Below are 18,825 nucleotides of genomic sequence, written 5' to 3' on the forward strand. Positions count from 1 at the left end.
TCTAGTTGAAGCTGGATGTCTTGAGGAACTCGGCGAGCCGTTCGGTCCTCGGCCGCACGAACATTTCCTTGGGGTTGCCTTCCTCGCAGATGACACCCTGGTTCATGAAGATGACGCGCGACGAGACTTCATAGGCGAAGCGCATCTCGTGGGTCACGAGCAGCATGGTCATGCCGTCGGCGGCAAGCCCCTTGATGACCTGGAGCACCTCGCCCACCAGTTCGGGGTCGAGTGCCGAGGTCACCTCGTCGAACAGCATCAATCGCGGCGCCATGGCAATGGCACGGGCAATCGCGACGCGTTGCTGCTGGCCACCCGACAATTGGCCGGGATAATGGTCTGCCCGGGCGGAGAGACCGACTCGGTCGAGCCAGGTCTCGGCGATGGCTCGTGCCTCGGGCTTTGACATCTTCTTGACTTTGATGAGCCCGAGCATGACGTTCTCTGCGGCCGTCATGTGAGGGAAAAGGTTGAACTGCTGGAATGCCATTCCCGTCAGAGCGCGCTGGCGGGCGATCTCCTTCTCGCTTTTGCGGCGGCGCGTCGCGCCCTCGACATGGTAGCCGATTTCCTCGCCGTCGAGTTTGATCGTGCCTCCCTGGAAATCCTCCAGCATGTTGATGCAGCGAAGCATGGTCGTCTTGCCGGAGCCGGATGAGCCGATGATGGAAATGACCTCGCCTTCCTGTACGGCACAGTCGATACCCTTGAGGACTTCGTGCTGCCCGTATGTCTTGCGCAGGCCCTTGATGTCGAGAATGGTCTTGGCCATCGGTACGATCTCCTCAGGACGGCAAGGCGGTCTTGCGCTCGACATACTTGCCGAAGCGCTCGATACCGTAGTTGACGATGAAATAGAGGGCGCCCGCCAGGAAATAGAACTGGAGGCTCAGGAAGTTGCGAGAGATGATCTCCTGCGTCCGCAACAGCAGTTCCGCGACGCCGATGACGGACAACAGTGTCGAAGCCTTCACCATCTCGGCGGCCGTATTCACCCAGGCCGGCAGGAACTGGCGCATCGCCTGTGGCCAGAGCACCGATGTGAAGGTCTGGGCGAAGGTCAGACCGATCGCCTTGGCGGCTTCCGTCTGCCCCTTGGGGATGGCCTGAAGCGCACCACGCACGATCTCGCCCACATGAGAGGAGCAGAAGATCGCCAACGCGAGGACACCGGCTGCGAACGGTCCGAGATTGATGCCGACGGCAGAGGAGACGTAGTAGCTCGCGAGCACGAGCACGAGGACCGGCGTACCACGGATGATGTCGGTGTAAGCCCTCACCACAAGGCGCAGCGCGCCACCGCCATAGACCAGCGCCATACCGACGAAGACGCCGAGCACGGAGCCCGCGAGAATAGCCAGCAGCGAGATCGACACCGACATGCCGAGACCGCTGAGGATAACGTAGCGTGCGATCCAGAGTTGATCGAGAAAGGAATGGGACATCGGCTTACCTCGGCAGAGCCAGTCGGCGCTCGACGAAGCGCATCAAGGCGGCGATGAGGAAACAGGTCGCGACGTAAAGCGCGGACGTGATCATCCAAGTCTCGATAACCCGGAAGCTCTCGACATTGATCTTGCGCGCGGCAAAAGTCAGTTCCGGCACGGCGATAGCGGCGGCGAGGGACGTATCCTTGAAGAGCGAGATCACGGTCGAGGACAATGATGGCAGCACGTTGCGCATCATCAACGGCGCTATGATGGAGGTGCGGATTTGCATCGACGTCAGGCCGATGGCGAGACCAGCTTCCGTCAGGCCCTTCGGGATCGACAGAAGTCCGGCGCGGAACACCTCGGCCAGATACGCGCCCGAGTAGAGCGACAGCACCAGAACAAAACTTTTGATCTTGTCGAGCCGGAGGCCCAACTGAGGCAGCGCGAAGTAGGCGAAGAGCACGAGGACGAGGATCGGCAGGTTGCGGAGCACCGTGACATAGAGTTGTGCGGGTGCTGCCGCCAATCGCTTCTTCGACGTCAGCGCAAAGGCCAGGACAAGGCCGATTGCCGCCCCGATCAGGATCGAGACCACCGCAAGACCGAGACTGAGCATCAGGCCGCTCAGCAGGAAGTCGAAGTTGCGCCAGACGGCGCTGAAATTCAGCGTGTAACCCATGGCGAGCCGCCCTTTTCAGACTGGCGGAACGGGAGGAACTCCCGTTCCGCACGGCCATTACTTGTATTCGACCGGGAAGCCGATCTGCGGCGGGGGCAGATCCTTGCCGAACCAGGTCTTGAAGGACTTGGCATAGGTATCGAACTCCACGCCCGTCATGGCTTCGTGCAAGGCGGTGTTGACGAAGTTCAGCCAGTCCTGATCGCCGCGCTTGACAGCGCAGGCATAGGTCTGCGGGTTCCAGCCGTAACCTGCATCCTTGTAGCGGCCCGGGTTCTGCGTCATGTACCAGGCGAGCGACGACTGATCGGTGGCCACGGCATCGGCACGGCCGGATTCCAGCGCCTGATAGATCAGGTCGACGGAATCATACTGGTCGACGGTCGCTTGCGGCAGGGCAGCATGCACCATGGACTCGGCATAGACGTTCTGGAGAACTGAAATGGTGACCGACGAGCCGGCCGCCTTGAGAGCTGCGTAATCGGCATATTTGCCGTCGGCCTTCAGCATCAAGCCGACACCTTCGCGGTAATAGGGAATCGTAAAGGCGACCTGCTGCGCGCGCTCGCCCGTCACGGTCATGAACTGGCAGGTGATGTCGACCTTGTTCGTCGTGATGTTCGGGATACGGGCGTCGGAGGACTGGTTCACGAACTCGATCTTGTTGGGATCGCCGAAGAGCGCCTTCGCGATGATGCGGCCCATGTCGATGTCGAAGCCCTGAAGCTTGTCGTCCGCACTTTTGAAATGCCAAGGCGCGTTGGTGCTGCCGGTCCCGAGGACGAGAGTGCCGCGCTTCAGCACCTCATCGAGCTTGCTGGTCTGGGCCAAGGCAGGAGTGGACCCGAGGAGGGCGGCGGCGGCCAGCATCAGGCCGGCACGAAGTGAAGTGGTCATGATGTTCCCTCTAGCTCTCGACGTGTCCAATATTTTGGACACGCGTCCGAATTATCGGATTGGCACATCAGGAGTGATGGGGAATGCCTTGTCAAGGGGCCGTGCCGAAAAAGGACGTTCAGCCTTAGGGCTGCACCTTCAGCCGTGCAGGGCACCGTCCGATTTTGAGGTTCCGGGCCTCTTCATCGCCGTGCTGGAAAGCGGTCGATACGCTGGGCGTACCCGTCAATCTCGGTATCGCGGCGCGGAACACCGAGTGCTTCCATTGCCGTGCCGACCGGTACAGGGCCAGGGTGCGCCCGCGCATCGAGACGCACAAGGTGGGGGCAATTCCCGGCATGCAGCTTGGGGCAGGAGCACCTTGGGACAGGAGCACCTTGGGACAGGAGCACCTTGGGACAGGAGCACCTTGGGGCAGGAGCGCCACCCGCGATGCCGTTTCACGTTATATCCATCCGAAACAGGATCCGGCATCTCGCCTGAAAGCGCCTGTAGCAGCCGGGTTTGCTCATGCCCATAGGAATAGATGTTCCCAGTGGGAGGCAAAACGCCCTACCCGATCCGCCCAGCGCCTTCGCTCTTCATGCACCGATGCCCATCGGCACTCGTGCCTGGAGCGAAAAATCCACGCGGCTCGACGCCCCCCTATCACCAGGATCCAGCACCGGCGATTTCTGATCGGCTACCCACTTTGCTGCTCGTGCGAAGGCGCCCCTCATAGGGTATGAACAAGCAAGTGCAAGATCGTTGGGGGCGCATCCATGAAGCGGCTTCTCGTTGCGGCGCTGGCTTTGGCTGCCGGCGGGACGGCAGTCCGTGCGGCGGACCTTCTGCCGCAAGGTGCGGCGCCGCTCCCTCCCCTGCCGCGCTCGGCCCCGAGCTTTATCTCGGAAATCCGCTTCGGCGTGACGGCGCAGGACCCAACCGGACCGGAAAGCGGATCGGCCAATTTGACCGGTGAGATTCTGTCGGTTCGGCCATTCGCTGCAGCCGACCCGGTCCTCAATTTGTTAATTCCCCGCATCCATGTGGGAGGCAGCCTCAACCTCGCCGGGAACACCAGCTTCGCCTATGCCGGCCTGACATGGACCTTCGACATAACGCAGGCCATTTTTGTGGAAGGGAGCTTTGGCGGCGCCGTTCACAATGGCGAAACCGACCCGATCGACGACCATCACAACGCACTCGGCTGCACTGCTCTGTTCCGCGAGTCTGGTTCGGTCGGCATGCGTGTGACGGAAAACTGGACCGTGATGGCGACCGTGGAACACCTCTCGAACGCCGGTTTGTGCTCGAACAATCGTGGGCTCACCAATTTTGGCCTGAAGGTGGGCTACACCTTTTAAGGGGAAGATGGGGCCTCGATGGGCTCACGTTGGCACCCCCATTGCTGGACGGCATCCGCTTGGCAATGCAACAGAGCAACTGAAGCTGCGTTGAGAGGATAACGTGGACCGACCTGACGGCGGTGTTGCCATCATCAGCGTCAAGTTGACAGTACCCGTCGGCGATCATTGCCGCCTCCTATCACCCAAAAGCATATACTTTCTCGAAAGTAGTACAGGAGGAGCGTTGCAGCGCCCCCCCTTGTGCTCAGGCCGCGGCGATTGGCGACAACGACTTAGTGAAACAGCAACTCGCTATATACCTTACGATATATTCAAGTATCCATTGTCTTGAAATAAGAACGCATCATTGAGGAAGCGCCGGGGGTTTGGCCTTTCATTGTTCGAGGAGAACTTGGCTGCATTGGTCTTTGAGAAGCGTGTCTGCTGTTCGCGAGCGTATGACCTCGGCGGACCATCCGATCGGCCCTTCGCGTCCTTCAGATTCGGTCGCCGGGCTGCCGCAGTTCGCAGATGGAGGTCTGATAGACCGACTACCGTCAGGCAAAGGGACAGGGAGTCTGCTCAGTGACTGCAGTCGTCAGCCAGGAGCCATCAGGGAAGCGGATACAGTGGAAACATCAGCGGAAATACTGAAATGGCATCTTCCGACGGCGCGCTGACGGATCACAATGCCCAGGATTTGCAGCAGGGTCATGCCGCTGGGGTGCTGTCACATGAATGGTGCTATCGCATGAATTCGGTCGACTGGTGGCGCTGCGCCTGCGCCGCTCTCATAACGGCATCCTGGATCTCGTCTCTCGCCGCTGGTCTTCAGCCCTCCCTGATTTATCTATTGCCGCTTACCATTCTTGGTGTTGTCACCGGGGTTACCTGCATACTTGCGCTCCTGACGGACAGGCAGTGGGCCATCCTGGCGTTCCTCGGGTTCGTGGTCATCGTTCCGGCACTCAGCTTCCGGAGTCGTGAAATCGGAACCATTGGCCTCGACTGGCAGAATGGGATCAAGCTCGTACTCTGGTTTTTACTTCTCGGAATATGCATCGTCAAAATCAGGTCATATGGGGACCTGCTCAAAGATAGCGTGATCCTGGGCTTCTTAAGCTTCATCAGTTTCGGATTGATCTCCAGTTTGTATTCGCCCGTCCCACTGTACTCTGCTGTTTGTGCACTCGGTGTCGCGGGATATCTGCTCTTTGCCTGCTTCATCGCGGCCAACGTCGCTGAGCGGACAATTCTCCGAACGCTTACGTTCTGCATGGCAGGGTACTTCTTAGCCACATGGCTTTATGCTCTGCTGTTTCCCGATCAGGCATTCCTCCCACCTTATGGAGACCGGGAGATCTATCGTCTTTTTGGGCTATCATCCCATCCCAACATGCTCGCGGTGGAGGTATCTTGCCTCCTTTGTATCATGCTGACAGCGGTATCGCGTGGACACTTGAGCAAGAAATGGGCGTGGGCGATCGGTCTTTTGGCTGCGATCACGATCCTGAACACGGGAAGCCGGACATCCGCACTTGCACTGGTGCTTGCCGCGGCAGCCGCTCAAATAAGAGCACGGGGCTGGGGACTGCCGTTCCTTGTCCTGATATCGGTTTGTGGCGTTGCATTTGCACTTGCAGCCGGCTTGGGTCTGATGCCTGGACTCGACGAGCTTGTCAGTCCGGCAAGCCGTACCGGAGACGCGGGTGAGATCCTGACGATGACAGGCCGAACCGAGCTCTGGTCCTTCGTTTGGGACACGATCATGAGGCGCCCGTTCTTCGGCTATGGCTTCAACAGCGCAGAAGCCGTTCTGGCGCAAAATTGGTACGGAAATCCCGATGCAGGGTATAATGCCCACAACACATTCCTCCAGGCTCTTCTGACCGTTGGATTCGTTGGAACATTTCCGCTGATTGCGGCCTATGTCATTCTTGTCTATCGATGGTTCGCCCGTCGGCAATCTCTCGCCTCCTACGTCACGCCATACCTGACGATTGTCGGCATCACGGAAGTTCACATCGCATCGAACCCGTTTCTCCTGACATTAGTGGCCTTCTTGGCGATCGCGCTCGACGCACTCGCGTTGCAGAATTCCCGTTCCGTATCGAGATCTGCGTCGCATATCAACCGAGCGGCAGGCCCAAACCGCCTCATGGCTGGAGATCCTGCCGGGACATAGAGGGGAAACTCTCTCGTGACCGTCGCGATGAACAGGACCCGACAATGGAAATGTCACATGCTTCTATTTCCTGCCAACAACCTGTACGCTTCAGTCATCGTAGCAAAGCCATAACCGTAAGATCTTGCGAGTTGAATCAGCCGATGAAGTTCGCTCTGCGTGCATCCGTACTCCGATGGATGAGCACTGACGTCATGCGTGAAGATCGTGAGCCAGCCCCTGTGATGCGCGACCGATTCCAAGATCGTATTCCAGTCGTTCAGATGTCTTCTACGCTTTTCAAGGCCGATGCTCGGTACAAGCGATCGATCATAGACCCTGGTGTCCCACTGCCTGCTGACCCCACGGCACGTGAGGAATCTCCGACTGAGCATATGGCGCGATGCGAGGAGCGAATGTCCATATGGATAGGCGAAGGCGGTGGGTTCGTACCTGCCGATGACGTCCCGAACATACTCGATATTTTTCTCGACGGATTCCCCGAGTCTACCGAGTGAATGAAGGACGCAACTTTCATGATAGTAAGTATGGCAGCCTATTTCATGACCGTTCTCGTCGACCTCGGCGAGATCCTCCTCCTTGTAGAAGTCGATACTATCGATAGTGCGGCCTACGAATGAGCCACTGACATAGAATGTGGCCTTAACCTCGCAATCATGAAGGAGATCCTTCGTCTCCAGCCAGGCACTACGGGGAAAGTCATCAAAGGTGACACTCATTAAAGGCTGATCCAGCGAAATGCTGATTGGCGCGACCGGGACCAACTCCTCTATTTTTTTTCGCACTACATTAATCAGGCCGAGTTCCATAATCTCCTCGCGCTTTCACTTCGATCGATCTCCCGGGCAAATAGGTGTCTTCGTTGAACGCTTTGAAGTTCCCAGACATGAACAGCATACTCGCGCATGATCACAATTTCTCTTAAGTAAAGATCCTATAGCCCTAAGGAAGGATGCATGGTGAAATTTAAAGAAGCGCCTCGAAAGGTTGTCGTTTAGGCGGACATATTCGATGATCTTGAAAGTCCGCTCGGCCCCTGTCGCTTAAACGATTGATAGCGTCATGATCCACGCATGAGCGGCGCCAGAAACAGATTGACGTGTTCTATCCTTGACGTTCGCGGGTTCAGGCGGCAGGTTGCTCGGCTGAGGAAGAGCAAAGCTTCACAATAGATTGCGTAAATCCGTTCGAAAGCAAGTCTCCTCACACTTATGCACCATCCCAGGTTCGCTTCGAAAATGTATTATCCGCTTAGTCTGGATCGGTGAGTGCAAATCTGTGCCGGGAGAGACTATTGCGGCGGCGGGGCTCGATTATCAGATCGGCAGTGGCCCGCGTGCTTGTGGCAAGACGGATCTCTTTGAGGGATTACCGCGGTTTTTCGGCCCTGAGACCTGCTTGGTAACCAGAGCAGTCATGTAAGTAGCCAATCAAGCTTAACTCGTCCTTTGGAGATTTGTCTCAGATGGAAGCAGATCTATGCAGTCGAGAGCTCTTTCTGGAGAGGCGAATCTGTCCGGTATGCAGTTCACCGCAAGTGTCGACCCTCTTCAGTGCGCCCTACAGTGATCCAAGGCTCAGGAGCCTTCTCCTCAGTCATTACCGCACCCAGGGAACTGTATCGTTCGATCTTCTTGAAGGTGTCGACTACACTATCCAGGAATGCTCCGAATGTTCGCTGATCTTCCAGAAGATGGCTCCAATCAATGAGATGCTGGCCGTTCTGTATGACCAGTTCATCGATCCCAAGCGCCTGAAGGAACTGGAGCTTTCTCGTCTGACTTTGGAGAACTTCCGCGAAATCGGGCGCCGCTTATCGGATCTTTTTGAAACCATAGGAAAGCAACCGAGAGACATACGAATGCTGGATTTCGGTTTCGGATACGGTCGCTGGGCCCGTGTCGCAGTTGCCATGGGCGCGGAGGTGTTCGCGACTGAAATTTCACCCGACAAGATCGCGTTTGCTCAATCGATCGGCGTCAAGATCATCACTCAGAGCGAGCTGCCGTCCTTTCGCTTCGACGTCGTTCATACGGAGCAAGTCTTTGAGCATCTTGCCGATCCTCGTGGGGTCTTTGCCGAACTCGCGGCGTGCCTGGCAGAAGGAGGTGTCTTCAAGATGGCGATGCCCAAGCAAGGGAGAATACGCAAACTCTTACGCAAGCATGGTATGATTGATTGGTCTCCTTATGAGGAGGGTTATAAACGGCGGGAATACACGGATTACAGCACGATCATTCCTCTGGAGCATGTGAATTCGTTTTCCCTGAAGGCCGTTGCGGCGCTCGCAAGAGGCGAAGGTCTGAGGGCTGAGGTCGGGCGGTTTGGCTCACGTCATTTGGACATCGACCTTGGGTCTTTCCGCGCGGCCGCCAAGTCAAGTCGGGATTGGGGCATGCGTTTGCTCAAGGACATCTATGTGACGGTCGGACCTGGCAAGCAAGATAGCGGCTACTACATGCTGTACCGTGAGTAGTTCAAGACTCTGAGTTGGCTCGGATTCGAGGTTGTGTCGCAGAATCGAGCAGGAGGTTTGTTCCAGGGTTTCAGCTACTGTGACCGAAGCTACGATTGCGAAGGGTACGGTATTCAAGGGCAGGCATTTCGACAGATCGATGATCCCGCTCTGCGTCCGGTGGTATCCCACTCATAGTATGAGTCCACGCAGTCTCGAGGAGACGATGGATGACCGCGGCATTTCCGTTGGCCGCGCGACAGTGCACAGCTGGGTTATCCGCTATTCACACGAACTGCTGGAGCGCTTCAGCCGGCGCCGGCGGGCTGTCACAGGCGGATGACGCATGGACGGGACCGGCGTGAAAGTTCGAGGCCGGCGGCGCTCCATATATCGAGCCATCGACAGCAATGGCGATAGGACTGAGTTCCGGTTCGGCGAGCGGCGAAACCTCACCGCTGCCAGACGGTTTCTGCGCAAGGCTCTGAAGTGGCACGGCCGGCCCGAGCGGATCCTGATCGACGGCGGCCAAACCAACCGGGAGGGGGTCATGTCTGAACTTGCGACAGATCCATGTGATGAGGATCCGCATCATGCCTTCCGTGATGCACGGCAGAGCCAGCGTGATAAGCGCGATCTAAACGACGCATGGAGACCCCGTGTTCGGGGCAGGCGGAACTTCCAGCATGGCATCACCCTTCCGGATGCCAGACATTCCTGCGATCCGGCATGGCCCGATTAAAGGGCAGCACCCCACGATGTGGCGTTCCAGTGAGTGCGCGGCAGCCGTTACCCCTGCTCTACTTGGCAATGCTCGAGGTGACGGACGTAATCACCTCGGATGCCTTCTGGAAGGCGGCATCCCGGTCCGTGATGCCATGCCGGCGGGCGACGTACTGGAAATCGTTATACGCCGTCCACACCGCGCCGGTCTCATCCTCCGAGACCAGCAGGCGCACCGGCCAATCGAGGCCCGCATTCGGGTTCGAGGTGATGAACTGTGATCCAAGCGCCGGATTGCCGAATACCAGAAGGGTCGAGGGTCTCAGTCTGATTCCTGCATCAGAAGCAAGCTTGGACTGATCGACCGCGAAGAAGAACAGGATGCCCTTTGCCGCCACGTCTTGCTTGATTCGATCGATGGTTTCATTGAACGGGTAAGCGCTTTTCACGCGCACGATGCCGTTCTCGAACATCTGCCGGCCAGGATCCTCCGCCCTGGTCGGGACGGGCGAAAGGGCGAGCGCGAAGGGGACCAGGGCAGCGGCACACAAACCTGCAATGCGGGTCGTCATCGGGCACTCCTCCGTGTCGCCGCTCACGCACCGTGCGCGAGCCATGGCAGCATCATGGAGAAGGCAGGCTGCCCGTTGAAATACCGAGTGGCTCCCAAATCGATACCCATCCGCTATCGGCTCCATTGTTCAACGGTATTTCACCAACCCGGCCATTTTCGGGATCACGTCCCAACCGGCGGCGGCGCAAGCAGGGACGAAGCTCATGGTCCGGGCGATCGGATCAATATCTCCCGGCTGCTGGAACCGAACGGGAGGGAATCGTGGGATCTTCAGCTTGGCCAGGTCGAAGGCCTGCCGTTTGGCTGCCTCTGCCTGGGCATAGACCTGCTCGAGATGAGTCTTGCTACCGCCGATCAACTCGCTGCGGTGATAGCTTCTGGCTATGGAATCGAGGCTCACGGAGCATTTCCAATCGGTCCTGGCCTGACCGACCATGACGCTACCGCATCGCGCCGGCTCCACTCGGTTGCCTCCATCTGGGCGCAGCGGAACAGAGGAGACATGGATATGCTGAACCGAATTCAGGGCCGCCTTACGCTCCGGCCCGGACTTTGCGTCGTCGCTCTCCTGACGGGCGCTGTTCTGGCCGCTCCTGCACGTGCCGGCGAATGCCCCGCGGACAAGATGAAGGCTGGCGTCCGCACGCAGGGCGAACTACAGCCCAAGGGTGTTACGGATACGATCCTGGCATCGGTCGACCTTTCCAAGGAGAAGGTCGATCTCCCCGATCACCAGTTGCGGACGCGGAAGCTGGTCATCCAGCCCGGCGGCGTCGTGCCCTGGCACAGCCATGAGGACCGTCCGGCCCTGATCTACATCGTCTCGGGCACGATCGAGGAATACGCCAGCAACTGCTCCGTGCCGATCGTGCATAAGGCCGGCGAAGTTTCGGTCGAGAAGAGCGGGGTTCAGCATTGGTGGAAGAACACCAGCAAGGCCCCGGTCGTGCTGCTGTCCTCCGACGTGTTCCACGACATGCCCAAGGCGGACCCTCACATGATGTGACGGGCGCGGCCACGTTGGCGGGTGCTCGGCTTCTCGAACCGAGCGCCAGCCCCCTCCTGCGACAGGAGACGATGATGACAGCGTTCAGCCAAAACCAAGCCATGTCGATGCAGGGCCACCATGCCGGCACGGTCGAGCGGACTCTTCTGATCGGCCTGATTGCCTTCCTCACAGTGGTCGATCTGTTCGGCACTCAGGCGATCCTGCCGGCGTTGGCCCGAAGCTACGGCGTGACGCCGGCCGCGATGGGCTTTGCCGTAAACGCGACCACCATAGGCATGGCGATCGCCTGCCTGGCCGTCGCCTGCTTCAGCCATCGCATCGATCGTCGGCGCGGTATCCTGATCAGCCTCACGGTGCTGGCGATCCCGACAGCCCTGCTGGCGGTCGCACCAAACCTCGCGACGTTCACGGCGCTGCGGATCGCCCAGGGGCTGTGCATGGCGTCGGCTTTCACGCTCACCCTCGCCTATCTCGGCGAGCATTGCAGCGCCATGGATGCCGGCGGTGCCTTCGCGGCCTACATCACCGGCAACGTCGCCAGCAACCTCTTCGGCCGGCTTTTGGCAGCGGGGCTCGCCGACCATCTCGGCCTGCCGGCGACCTTCCTGTCCCTGGCGGGCCTGAACCTGCTCGGCGCCGGAATCGTCTATGTCTGGCTCACGCAACCTGCGAGGATGACCGCTCAAGACGAACCCGGCGCATCGCCATTCTCGATCTGGGCCGAACATCTGCACAACCCGCTCCTGCGGCCCAGCTTCGCCATCGGCTTCTGCATCCTGTTCGCCTTCATCGGCACCTTCACTTACGTGAACTTCGTGCTCGTTCGCGAGCCGATCGCCATCGGTCAGATGAGCCTCGGGTTCGTCTACTTCGTCTTCACGCCTTCCATCGTCACGACCCTGTTGGCCGGTCGCACGGTGCAGCGGTTCGGAACCCGGCCCGCCTTCTGGGGATCGCTGGCCGTCGCAGGTCTCGGCCTGCCCCTCCTGGTCGTGCCGAGTCTCCCGGCGATCCTGACCGGCTTGATGCTTGTGGGCGTCGGCACCTTCTTTGCCCAGGCGATCGCCACGGGGTTCGTCAGCCAGACGGCCACGACGGATCGGGGCTCGGCGAGTGGGCTCTACCTTGCGTCCTACTTCTCGGGCGGGCTGGTGGGGAGTGCGATTCTGGGGCAGGTGTTCGACCGGTATGGCTGGGCCGCATGTGTCATCGGAGTCGGGATCTCGCTCTTGGTCGCCGCACTCCTCGCCATCCGTCTGCGCCCCGCATCCGAGAGGCTGTTGCCCGAGGCGGAGCGAGATGTCTCCACTCCATCTCCGGCAACCGTCGGCTCGGCGTAGGGCTTCGGAGAGAGGAGGACCCCATGTTCAAACATGTCACACCTGACACCCTCGGGACGGACAAGGACTCAGACGAAGCCGTGCTCAGCGAACTCGAGCGGACGGGAACGCCGCCTGAAGCGATCACCGAGCAACGGCTCCCGGACATCGTACCGGCCCGCCGGCGGCGCATCCCGAAGGAGTTGGGCCAGATCGTTCTCGTGCTGCAGGGCGGCGGCGCACTCGGAGCTTACCAGGTCGGCGCCTATCAGGCCCTGCACGACGCCGGGGTCGAGCCCGACTGGGTGATCGGCACGTCGATTGGTGCCATCAACGCCAGCCTGATCGCCGGCAATGCGCCCGAGGACCGGATGGAGCGACTGCAGGAGTTCTGGAGCCGCATGCGGCACAGCCCCTGGGTGGAGCTCCTGGGCGCGTGGCCCCTTGTGGGGCCGATGGCCACGAACCTGACCACCGTCACTCAGGGCATTCCGGCCTTCTTCCGGCCGAACCTGCCGGCATTCCTTGGACTTCAGGTGCCTCTCGGATCGGAGACTGCCGGCTATTACGATACGTCCCCTCTCGCGCGGACCCTGTCCGAACTCGTCGATTTCGGCCGGATCAACGGCCGGGAGACACGGCTGACGGTCGGGGCGGCCAATGTGCGCACCAGCGAGATGCGCTATTTCGACAGCCGCGACATGGACCTCGATGTCCGGCACGTGATGGCGTCCGGCGCTCTTCCCCCGGCCTTTCCGGCGGTGCGCATCGACGGCGATCTCTATTGGGACGGCGGCATCCTGTCGAACACGCCGGTCGAGGCCGTGTTCGACGACAACCCGCGGAAAAACTCGATCATCTTCGCGGTCCATATCTGGAACCCGCAGGGACCTGAGCCGGACACGATCTGGCAGGTGATGAGCCGGCAGAAGGACATCCAGTATTGCAGCCGCGCGGTCAGCCATATCGCCCGGCAGAAGCAGATCCATCGGCTGCGCCACGTGATCGCCGAACTCGTGCGCCGGTTGCCGGAGAGGGAGCAGAGGACCGAGGCCGTGCGGGAGCTGGCTGCTTACGGCTGCCTGACCCGCATGCATGTTATTCGGTTACTGGCGCCGCCTTTCGAGGGAGATGACCACACCAAGGACATCGACTTCAGCCCGCAGGGCATTCGCCGCCGCTGGGAGGCCGGCTATGCCGACACGAGCCGCGTTCTCGAGCTGGCGCCCTGGTCGGGCGACTTCGATCCCGTCGAGGGCTTCATCCTGCATGAGACCCGACCCGGCACGATGATGACGGCGGGATAAGGTCTCGCAGGAGAAGTATCATGACCATCCCCCTCCCTCAGCCGGCGGTCGGCACCGCCAGGATCCTCGACGGCAAGGTGGCGCTTGTCACGGGCTCCGCCAGCGGCATCGGTCCTGGCATCGTCCACGCCTCCTGGCATCGTCACGCCTTTGCGTCAGCCGGAGCGTCGGTGGTCATCAACGGTTTCGGCAAGCCCAAGAAGATCAACGATCCCCTTGCGGGGGAGCAGCCGAGCAAGTGCTTCGCCACGGTCGAGGAAATCGGGCCGCTCGCAACTGTCCTGGCAAGCGACTCTGGCAAGCGACTCTGGCAAACGACCCCGGCAAGCGACCCCGGCAAGCCACCCCGGCAAGCGACGCCGCCGCCTCGATCACGGGCGCCGCCCTGCCGGTCGACGGCGGCTGGACGGCTCATTGAGGAGACACCGGCACATCCTGGATAGAGGCACCATGGTTCCTGCGGTCACACAATCGTGTTGAGGTCCGAGCATCCGCGCATCCTGATCGGGTGTACCGTCACCACCGCATGGAGCCCCTGCAACGGGAGACGACTATGGTCGAACAGCCCACGGCTTCCATCCGCCGGCACTCCATCGCGGTCCGCGTGACCCATTGGATCAATGCCGTCTGCCTGCTGGTCCTGCTGATGAGCGGCCTCCAGATCTTCAACGCCCATCCGGCGCTCTACTGGGGGCAGGCATCTGCCTTCGGTCGCCCGATCCTCGCCCTGACGGCAACCGGCAGCGACGAGGCGGGAATCAGGGGCATCACGCAGATCTTCGGACATGCGTTTACCACCACGGGCTTTCTCGGCGCCTCGACCGGGCCCGGAGGACAGGTCTGGGTGCGCGGCTTTCCGTCCTGGCTGACAATTCCGAGTTATCAGGACCTGTCGACGGGAAGGCGGTGGCACTTCTTCTTCGCCTGGCTGCTCGTTCTCAACGGCACCGCTTATCTTCTCTACAGTCTCGCCAGCGGCCATTTGCGCCGCGACCTCCTGCCGTCCCGCCTGCAACTCGGGACAATCGGACATACCGTCCGGGAGCACCTCCTCCTGCGGTTCCCACGCGGTGACGAGGCCCGGCACTACAACGTGCTTCAGAAATTGACCTATCTGGCCGTCGCTTTGGTGCTGCTGCCGCTCATGGTTCTCACCGGCCTGACCATGTCGCCCGGGATGGATGCCGCCTTTCCGGAGCTCCTCACGCTCTTTGGAGGCCGACAGTCCGCCCGCACGATCCACTTCCTGGTCGCCTCCGGGCTGGTGCTCTTCGTCGTCGTGCATGTGGCCATGGTCCTGCTGTCGGGTGCCTGGAACAACCTGCGCTCGATGATCACCGGAACCTACGTCCTCCCAGGAGGCGCTCATGCGAACTGATCCTGAGCGACGCAGCTTTCTCAAACGTAGCGCCGCGTTGGCGGGAACGCTGGCGCTCGGTGGCTGCGATCGCCTCTCCGAAACGCCGTGGTTCCGGCAGATCCTGGAAAGCGCCGAGAGCGCCACCTTGCGGGCACAACGATTTCTTCTGGGCTCGGGCCCGCTTGCCCGCGAATACACGGAGGCGGATCTCTCGCCGGAGTTCAGGGCGAATGGCTCGACCTCGATCGACGATTTCGATTACCAGACCCTCGCCGAGAAGGGCTTCGTCGATTGGCGCCTCGAAGTCGGCGGACTGGTCGAGCGCCCGCAACAGCTCTCTCTCGCCGAGCTCCGGGCGATGCCCGCGCGCACGCAGATCACGCGGCATGATTGCGTCGAAGGCTGGAGCTGCATCGGCAAGTGGACGGGCGTCCCGCTGGCGCATGTGCTGGAACAGGCCGGGGCACGGCCCCGGGCACGCTATGTCGTCTTCCGCTGCGCCGACGCGCTGGAGCCGGGCGCGGGTGTCGATGGGCAATACTATGAGAGTCTCGGCTTCGAGGACGCCTATCATCCGCAGACGATCCTGGCCTACGACATGAACGGCCATCCGCTGCCGGTCCCGCACGGGGCGCCGCTGCGGCTGCGGGTGGAGCGTCAGCTCGGCTACAAGATGGCGAAGTACATCATGAGGGTCGAACTCGTGGAGAGCCTTGCCGGAATCGGTTCTGGCCGCGGCGGCTTCTGGGAGGACCGCGGCTATGAGTGGTACGCGGGCATCTGATCGACCCTTCTTCGTATTCTCGTCACCCGCCGTCATTCTGGCCAATCGTCGTTCGGGTTTGGAGGAGCAACCGATGTCATCCGACGCAACCGTCAGCCGGCTCACCGCAGCTCTTCGGCAGCACCTGAAGACGAATGTCGGCGGACCACTCCTGGTGGCTGCCGCGATCGGATTGGGTCTCTGGCGCCTGTTTGACTGGTCTGCCAGCGCAGCGGCCGCTCTCCCGCCGCCGGCGGTCGACGAGCCTATCAGCGCGAACTCCGAAACCATCGTCCTGGCGGGCGGCTGCTTCTGGGGCGTCCAGGGCGTTTTCCAGCATGTGAAAGGCGTGACGAGCGCCGTCTCCGGCTATTCCGGCGGAACCTCGGGCACGGCGCATTACGAGACCGTCAGCTCAGGCCGGACCCATCATGCGGAATCCGTCAAAGTGACGTTTGATCCTCACCAGGTCAGTTTGGGCCAGATCCTGCAGATCTATTTCTCGGTGGTGCACGACCCGACGGAGCTCGATCGGCAGGGGCCGGATGTCGGATCCCAATATCGCTCCGCGATCTTTGCCGACAACGACGCCCAACGCGAGGTCGCACGGGCTTACATCGACCAGCTGAATCGGGCCCGGGTCTTTCCAAGGCCGATCGTCACCACGGCGGATCGGCAGACCGGGTTCTATCCGGCTGAAGCCTACCATCAGGATTTTCTGACCCTGCACCCCCATCAGCCCTACATCGTTATCAACGATCTCCCGAAGGTCGCCGACCTGAGACGGCTGTTCCCGGCGCTGTATCGCGACGACCCCGTCCTGGTCACAAAATCGGGAACCTGAGTACCGCCGGCACAGACGTCGGTTCGAGCCGGGTGACACATGTCAGCCGATGGCCACGCAGGACCGCTCGAACTCTGCGGATCCATCAGCTCGGGATGGGCAGGTCGGCTGTTTCCGGCATGTCGCGGGAGCGCTCCACCGCCAAAGCCTGCTTCCCGAACCACCGCATGCGCGTTGCCTCACGGACCAGCGCCCCGACAGCCGGCGAGTGGGGCCGGCCCCTCACGGTCACAAGGTTCACCTCGCGCCAGAACTCCGGCTCGATGATCGGCCGGCCGACCACGGCCGAATGATGGACCGAGTTCTCCGGCATGAAGGCCCAGCCCAGACCTGCTGCGACCATGGCCAACGTCCAGTCGTCCCGCTCGCTCCAATAGACGGCGGTGCAATTGACGTTCTGCGCCTGGAACACCGGATCGGCGTAGCCTGCAAACTCACAATTCGTGCGATGGATATAGCACTCCCCGTCAAGGTCCTTTACCCGGACGGCGTTTCGACTCGCCAGGCGGTGGCGAGATCCGAGCGCCGCCACGATTTGCTCCCGGAACAGCGGAAGGACATGGAGCCGCTCGTCCGGCTCCTTGCCGGGAATGCAATAGATGGCCACCTCCAAATCCCCCTGGAGGAGCCGTTCCTCCAGTTCCCAGGCATTGGCATCGGCCATCTTCAGCTCAACCCCTTCATGCCGTGTCCTTACAGCACTGACGAGATCGACGATCTGATCGGGAGCGATGGTGCACATGATGCCGAGCTTAAGGGGCGTATGTGTCAGCTTAGCAAAATCCCCCGCCCGACGCTTGGCCTCCTGCATCTCGCGATAGACCTGCTCCAGATGCGGGCGGACGATCCGGCCGAGTTCCGACAGGTGCGTGTGGGCGCGCTCGCGATGGAAGAGCACACCTCCGAGTTCCTGCTCCAGTTGCCGTATCGCCCGTGTCAGGGAGGGTTGAGCCACATGGCAGCGCTCGGCCGCATGGGTGAAGTTCAGGTCCTCGCACAGGGCCAGGAAATACCGCACCTGATGCATTTCCATAACCAACCTCCCGAAAGGTTGCCCTGGATAAACCTAAACACATCCCCTTCGTCTGATCATGCACTCTGCTTCATCGCGACGGAGATGGAAACCGCCGCCATAAGGGCTGGAGAGCCGGACGACCTCGGCTTCCTATTCTGCGGGTAAAGACGGCAAACTCAAGGACTCACCGGCTCGCCGAGCGTGCGCATCCTCCGACGCTCTAGAGCCTTTTCCGCAAAAGTGGATGCCGGTTTTGCGAAGAAAAGGCGTCTTTCTCAAACAACAAGAGCCTTTTCCATGAACCGAAGGTCATGGAAAAGGCTCTAGCCGCTTGAGCGGGATGGATCGGCCACCCGCCAAGCCAGCAGATTCCGGGGAGCGCCAGAAGGAGACATTCTGGGCCACGCCTCCTCTCACGATAGACCGCCCTCTTGTCGGGATGGAAATTCAAAGGCCGCTTACGACAGGATCCCAGGTATGGCGGGCCATTCCTCGGTCAGGCGCTTGGCGAGAAAGGCGCGACGATGCCCTCGGGGCTGCTCAGCAGGACCATTCGTCAAAACTCCGAATGGCTTGTAACCGAGCTTGACGTAGAACCGTTCAGCTCCTGCGCTGGATGTATCGAGCCATGCCCCATGACAGCCGCGCGACCGGGCGATGGTCTCGGCTTCCGCCATGAGCCTCGATCCAACCCCCTGGCCCCGAAGCTCCTCCGAAACCCAGAGCATCTTTACAAGAAGCCAGCCATAGGATGTCGAGCCGATGAGGCCGGCAACCATGCTTCCCTGCAGGTCCCGGGCGATCAGCGCGAGTGGCTTCCCATCGCTTGGGGGAACGTTCTGTCGCAGTGCGTCGAGGAGCTTGCGCTCAACCTCATCAGCGAGAGTTCCGTTTGGATCATCCTCGAACGTTATGTTCACCAACTCGAGGCTCC

General features: G+C 60.6%; 19 protein-coding genes and 1 pseudogene. 11 read left to right on the forward strand and 9 right to left on the reverse strand.

Annotation, left to right across the window (positions count from 1 at the left end; genetic code table 11):
* Position 1: 1 nt before the first annotated feature.
* From RE429_RS22030 to RE429_RS22045, 4 genes are read right to left on the reverse strand one after another with little or no spacing between them, the layout of a single operon-like run.
* Complete coding sequence (locus RE429_RS22030; RefSeq protein WP_414475464.1) at positions 2 to 772, reverse strand: amino acid ABC transporter ATP-binding protein; 771 nt, start codon at positions 770 to 772, stop codon at positions 2 to 4.
* Positions 773 to 785: 13 nt separating this feature from the next.
* Positions 786 to 1,445: an amino acid ABC transporter permease gene (locus RE429_RS22035; protein ID WP_414475465.1), complete on the reverse strand. Its 660-nt coding sequence runs from the start codon at positions 1,443 to 1,445 to the stop codon at positions 786 to 788.
* 4 nt (positions 1,446 to 1,449) lie between these two features.
* Complete coding sequence (locus RE429_RS22040; RefSeq protein WP_414475466.1) at positions 1,450 to 2,112, reverse strand: amino acid ABC transporter permease; 663 nt, start codon at positions 2,110 to 2,112, stop codon at positions 1,450 to 1,452.
* Between the two features lie 57 nt (positions 2,113 to 2,169).
* The gene (locus RE429_RS22045) at positions 2,170 to 3,009 is read right to left on the reverse strand and encodes a transporter substrate-binding domain-containing protein (protein WP_414475467.1); all 840 of its coding nucleotides are present in this window, start codon (positions 3,007 to 3,009) and stop codon (positions 2,170 to 2,172) included.
* Positions 3,010 to 3,770: 761 nt separating this feature from the next.
* On the opposite strand from RE429_RS22045, the gene RE429_RS22050 reads away from it, so the two are divergent.
* Together RE429_RS22050 and RE429_RS22055 are read left to right on the forward strand one after the other, a co-directional pair.
* Positions 3,771 to 4,355: an acyloxyacyl hydrolase gene (locus RE429_RS22050; RefSeq protein ID WP_414475468.1), complete on the forward strand. Its 585-nt coding sequence runs from the start codon at positions 3,771 to 3,773 to the stop codon at positions 4,353 to 4,355.
* A gap of 637 nt (positions 4,356 to 4,992) precedes the next feature.
* Positions 4,993 to 6,522: an O-antigen ligase family protein gene (locus tag RE429_RS22055; protein WP_414475469.1), complete on the forward strand. Its 1,530-nt coding sequence runs from the start codon at positions 4,993 to 4,995 to the stop codon at positions 6,520 to 6,522.
* A 53-nt stretch (positions 6,523 to 6,575) separates the two neighbouring features.
* On the opposite strand, the gene RE429_RS22060 is transcribed toward RE429_RS22055, so the two are convergent.
* On the reverse strand, positions 6,576 to 7,331 hold the full coding sequence (locus tag RE429_RS22060) for a polysaccharide deacetylase family protein (protein ID WP_414475470.1): 756 nt from the start codon (positions 7,329 to 7,331) through the stop codon (positions 6,576 to 6,578).
* A gap of 728 nt (positions 7,332 to 8,059) precedes the next feature.
* Here RE429_RS22060 and RE429_RS22065 point away from each other — a divergent pair.
* Entirely contained in the window at positions 8,060 to 8,998 is a 939-nt protein-coding gene (locus tag RE429_RS22065) for a class I SAM-dependent methyltransferase (RefSeq protein ID WP_414475471.1), read from the forward strand.
* A 139-nt stretch (positions 8,999 to 9,137) separates the two neighbouring features.
* A pseudogene (locus tag RE429_RS22070) lies at positions 9,138 to 9,593 on the forward strand (DDE-type integrase/transposase/recombinase); the annotation flags it as partial.
* A 184-nt stretch (positions 9,594 to 9,777) separates the two neighbouring features.
* Here the strand turns inward: RE429_RS22070 and RE429_RS22075 are convergent.
* Both RE429_RS22075 and RE429_RS22080 read right to left on the reverse strand, forming a co-directional pair.
* On the reverse strand, positions 9,778 to 10,272 hold the full coding sequence (locus tag RE429_RS22075; protein ID WP_414475472.1) for a DUF302 domain-containing protein: 495 nt from the start codon (positions 10,270 to 10,272) through the stop codon (positions 9,778 to 9,780).
* A gap of 129 nt (positions 10,273 to 10,401) precedes the next feature.
* Entirely contained in the window at positions 10,402 to 10,674 is a 273-nt protein-coding gene (locus tag RE429_RS22080) for a hypothetical protein (protein ID WP_414475473.1), read from the reverse strand.
* Between the two features lie 108 nt (positions 10,675 to 10,782).
* On the opposite strand from RE429_RS22080, the gene RE429_RS22085 reads away from it, so the two are divergent.
* From RE429_RS22085 to msrA, 7 genes are all read left to right on the forward strand, one after another.
* A complete protein-coding gene (locus tag RE429_RS22085) occupies positions 10,783 to 11,280 on the forward strand; it encodes a cupin domain-containing protein (RefSeq protein WP_414475474.1) in 498 nt (165 codons plus the stop codon).
* A gap of 74 nt (positions 11,281 to 11,354) precedes the next feature.
* Entirely contained in the window at positions 11,355 to 12,623 is a 1,269-nt protein-coding gene (locus tag RE429_RS22090) for an MFS transporter (RefSeq protein ID WP_414475883.1), read from the forward strand.
* Positions 12,624 to 12,646: 23 nt separating this feature from the next.
* Complete coding sequence (locus RE429_RS22095) at positions 12,647 to 13,909, forward strand: patatin-like phospholipase family protein (protein WP_414475475.1); 1,263 nt, start codon at positions 12,647 to 12,649, stop codon at positions 13,907 to 13,909.
* A gap of 20 nt (positions 13,910 to 13,929) precedes the next feature.
* Positions 13,930 to 14,352 (forward strand): hypothetical protein, encoded by a 423-nt coding sequence (locus tag RE429_RS22100; protein ID WP_414475476.1) that lies wholly within the window; start codon positions 13,930 to 13,932, stop codon positions 14,350 to 14,352.
* Positions 14,353 to 14,462: 110 nt separating this feature from the next.
* Complete coding sequence (locus tag RE429_RS22105; RefSeq protein ID WP_414475477.1) at positions 14,463 to 15,287, forward strand: cytochrome b/b6 domain-containing protein; 825 nt, start codon at positions 14,463 to 14,465, stop codon at positions 15,285 to 15,287.
* Positions 15,277 to 16,053 carry a molybdopterin-dependent oxidoreductase gene (locus RE429_RS22110; RefSeq protein WP_414475478.1) on the forward strand — a complete coding sequence of 259 codons (777 nt, stop codon included), beginning with the start codon at positions 15,277 to 15,279 and terminating at the stop codon, positions 16,051 to 16,053. Before RE429_RS22105 ends, RE429_RS22110 begins: the two co-directional genes overlap by 11 nt.
* Positions 16,054 to 16,126: 73 nt before the next feature.
* Positions 16,127 to 16,876 carry a peptide-methionine (S)-S-oxide reductase MsrA gene (gene msrA, locus RE429_RS22115; RefSeq protein WP_414475479.1) on the forward strand — a complete coding sequence of 250 codons (750 nt, stop codon included), beginning with the start codon at positions 16,127 to 16,129 and terminating at the stop codon, positions 16,874 to 16,876.
* 85 nt (positions 16,877 to 16,961) lie between these two features.
* On the opposite strand, the gene RE429_RS22120 is transcribed toward msrA, so the two are convergent.
* Together RE429_RS22120 and RE429_RS22125 are read right to left on the reverse strand one after the other, a co-directional pair.
* Entirely contained in the window at positions 16,962 to 17,909 is a 948-nt protein-coding gene (locus RE429_RS22120) for a LysR family transcriptional regulator (RefSeq protein WP_414475480.1), read from the reverse strand.
* A 440-nt stretch (positions 17,910 to 18,349) separates the two neighbouring features.
* A complete protein-coding gene (locus RE429_RS22125; RefSeq protein ID WP_414475884.1) occupies positions 18,350 to 18,811 on the reverse strand; it encodes a GNAT family N-acetyltransferase in 462 nt (153 codons plus the stop codon).
* Between the last annotated feature and the right edge of the window lie 14 nt (positions 18,812 to 18,825).

Origin of the sequence: Microvirga sp. M2 (assembly GCF_047497095.1) — a bacterium.
In the GTDB taxonomy this organism is placed as follows: domain Bacteria; phylum Pseudomonadota; class Alphaproteobacteria; order Rhizobiales; family Beijerinckiaceae; genus Microvirga.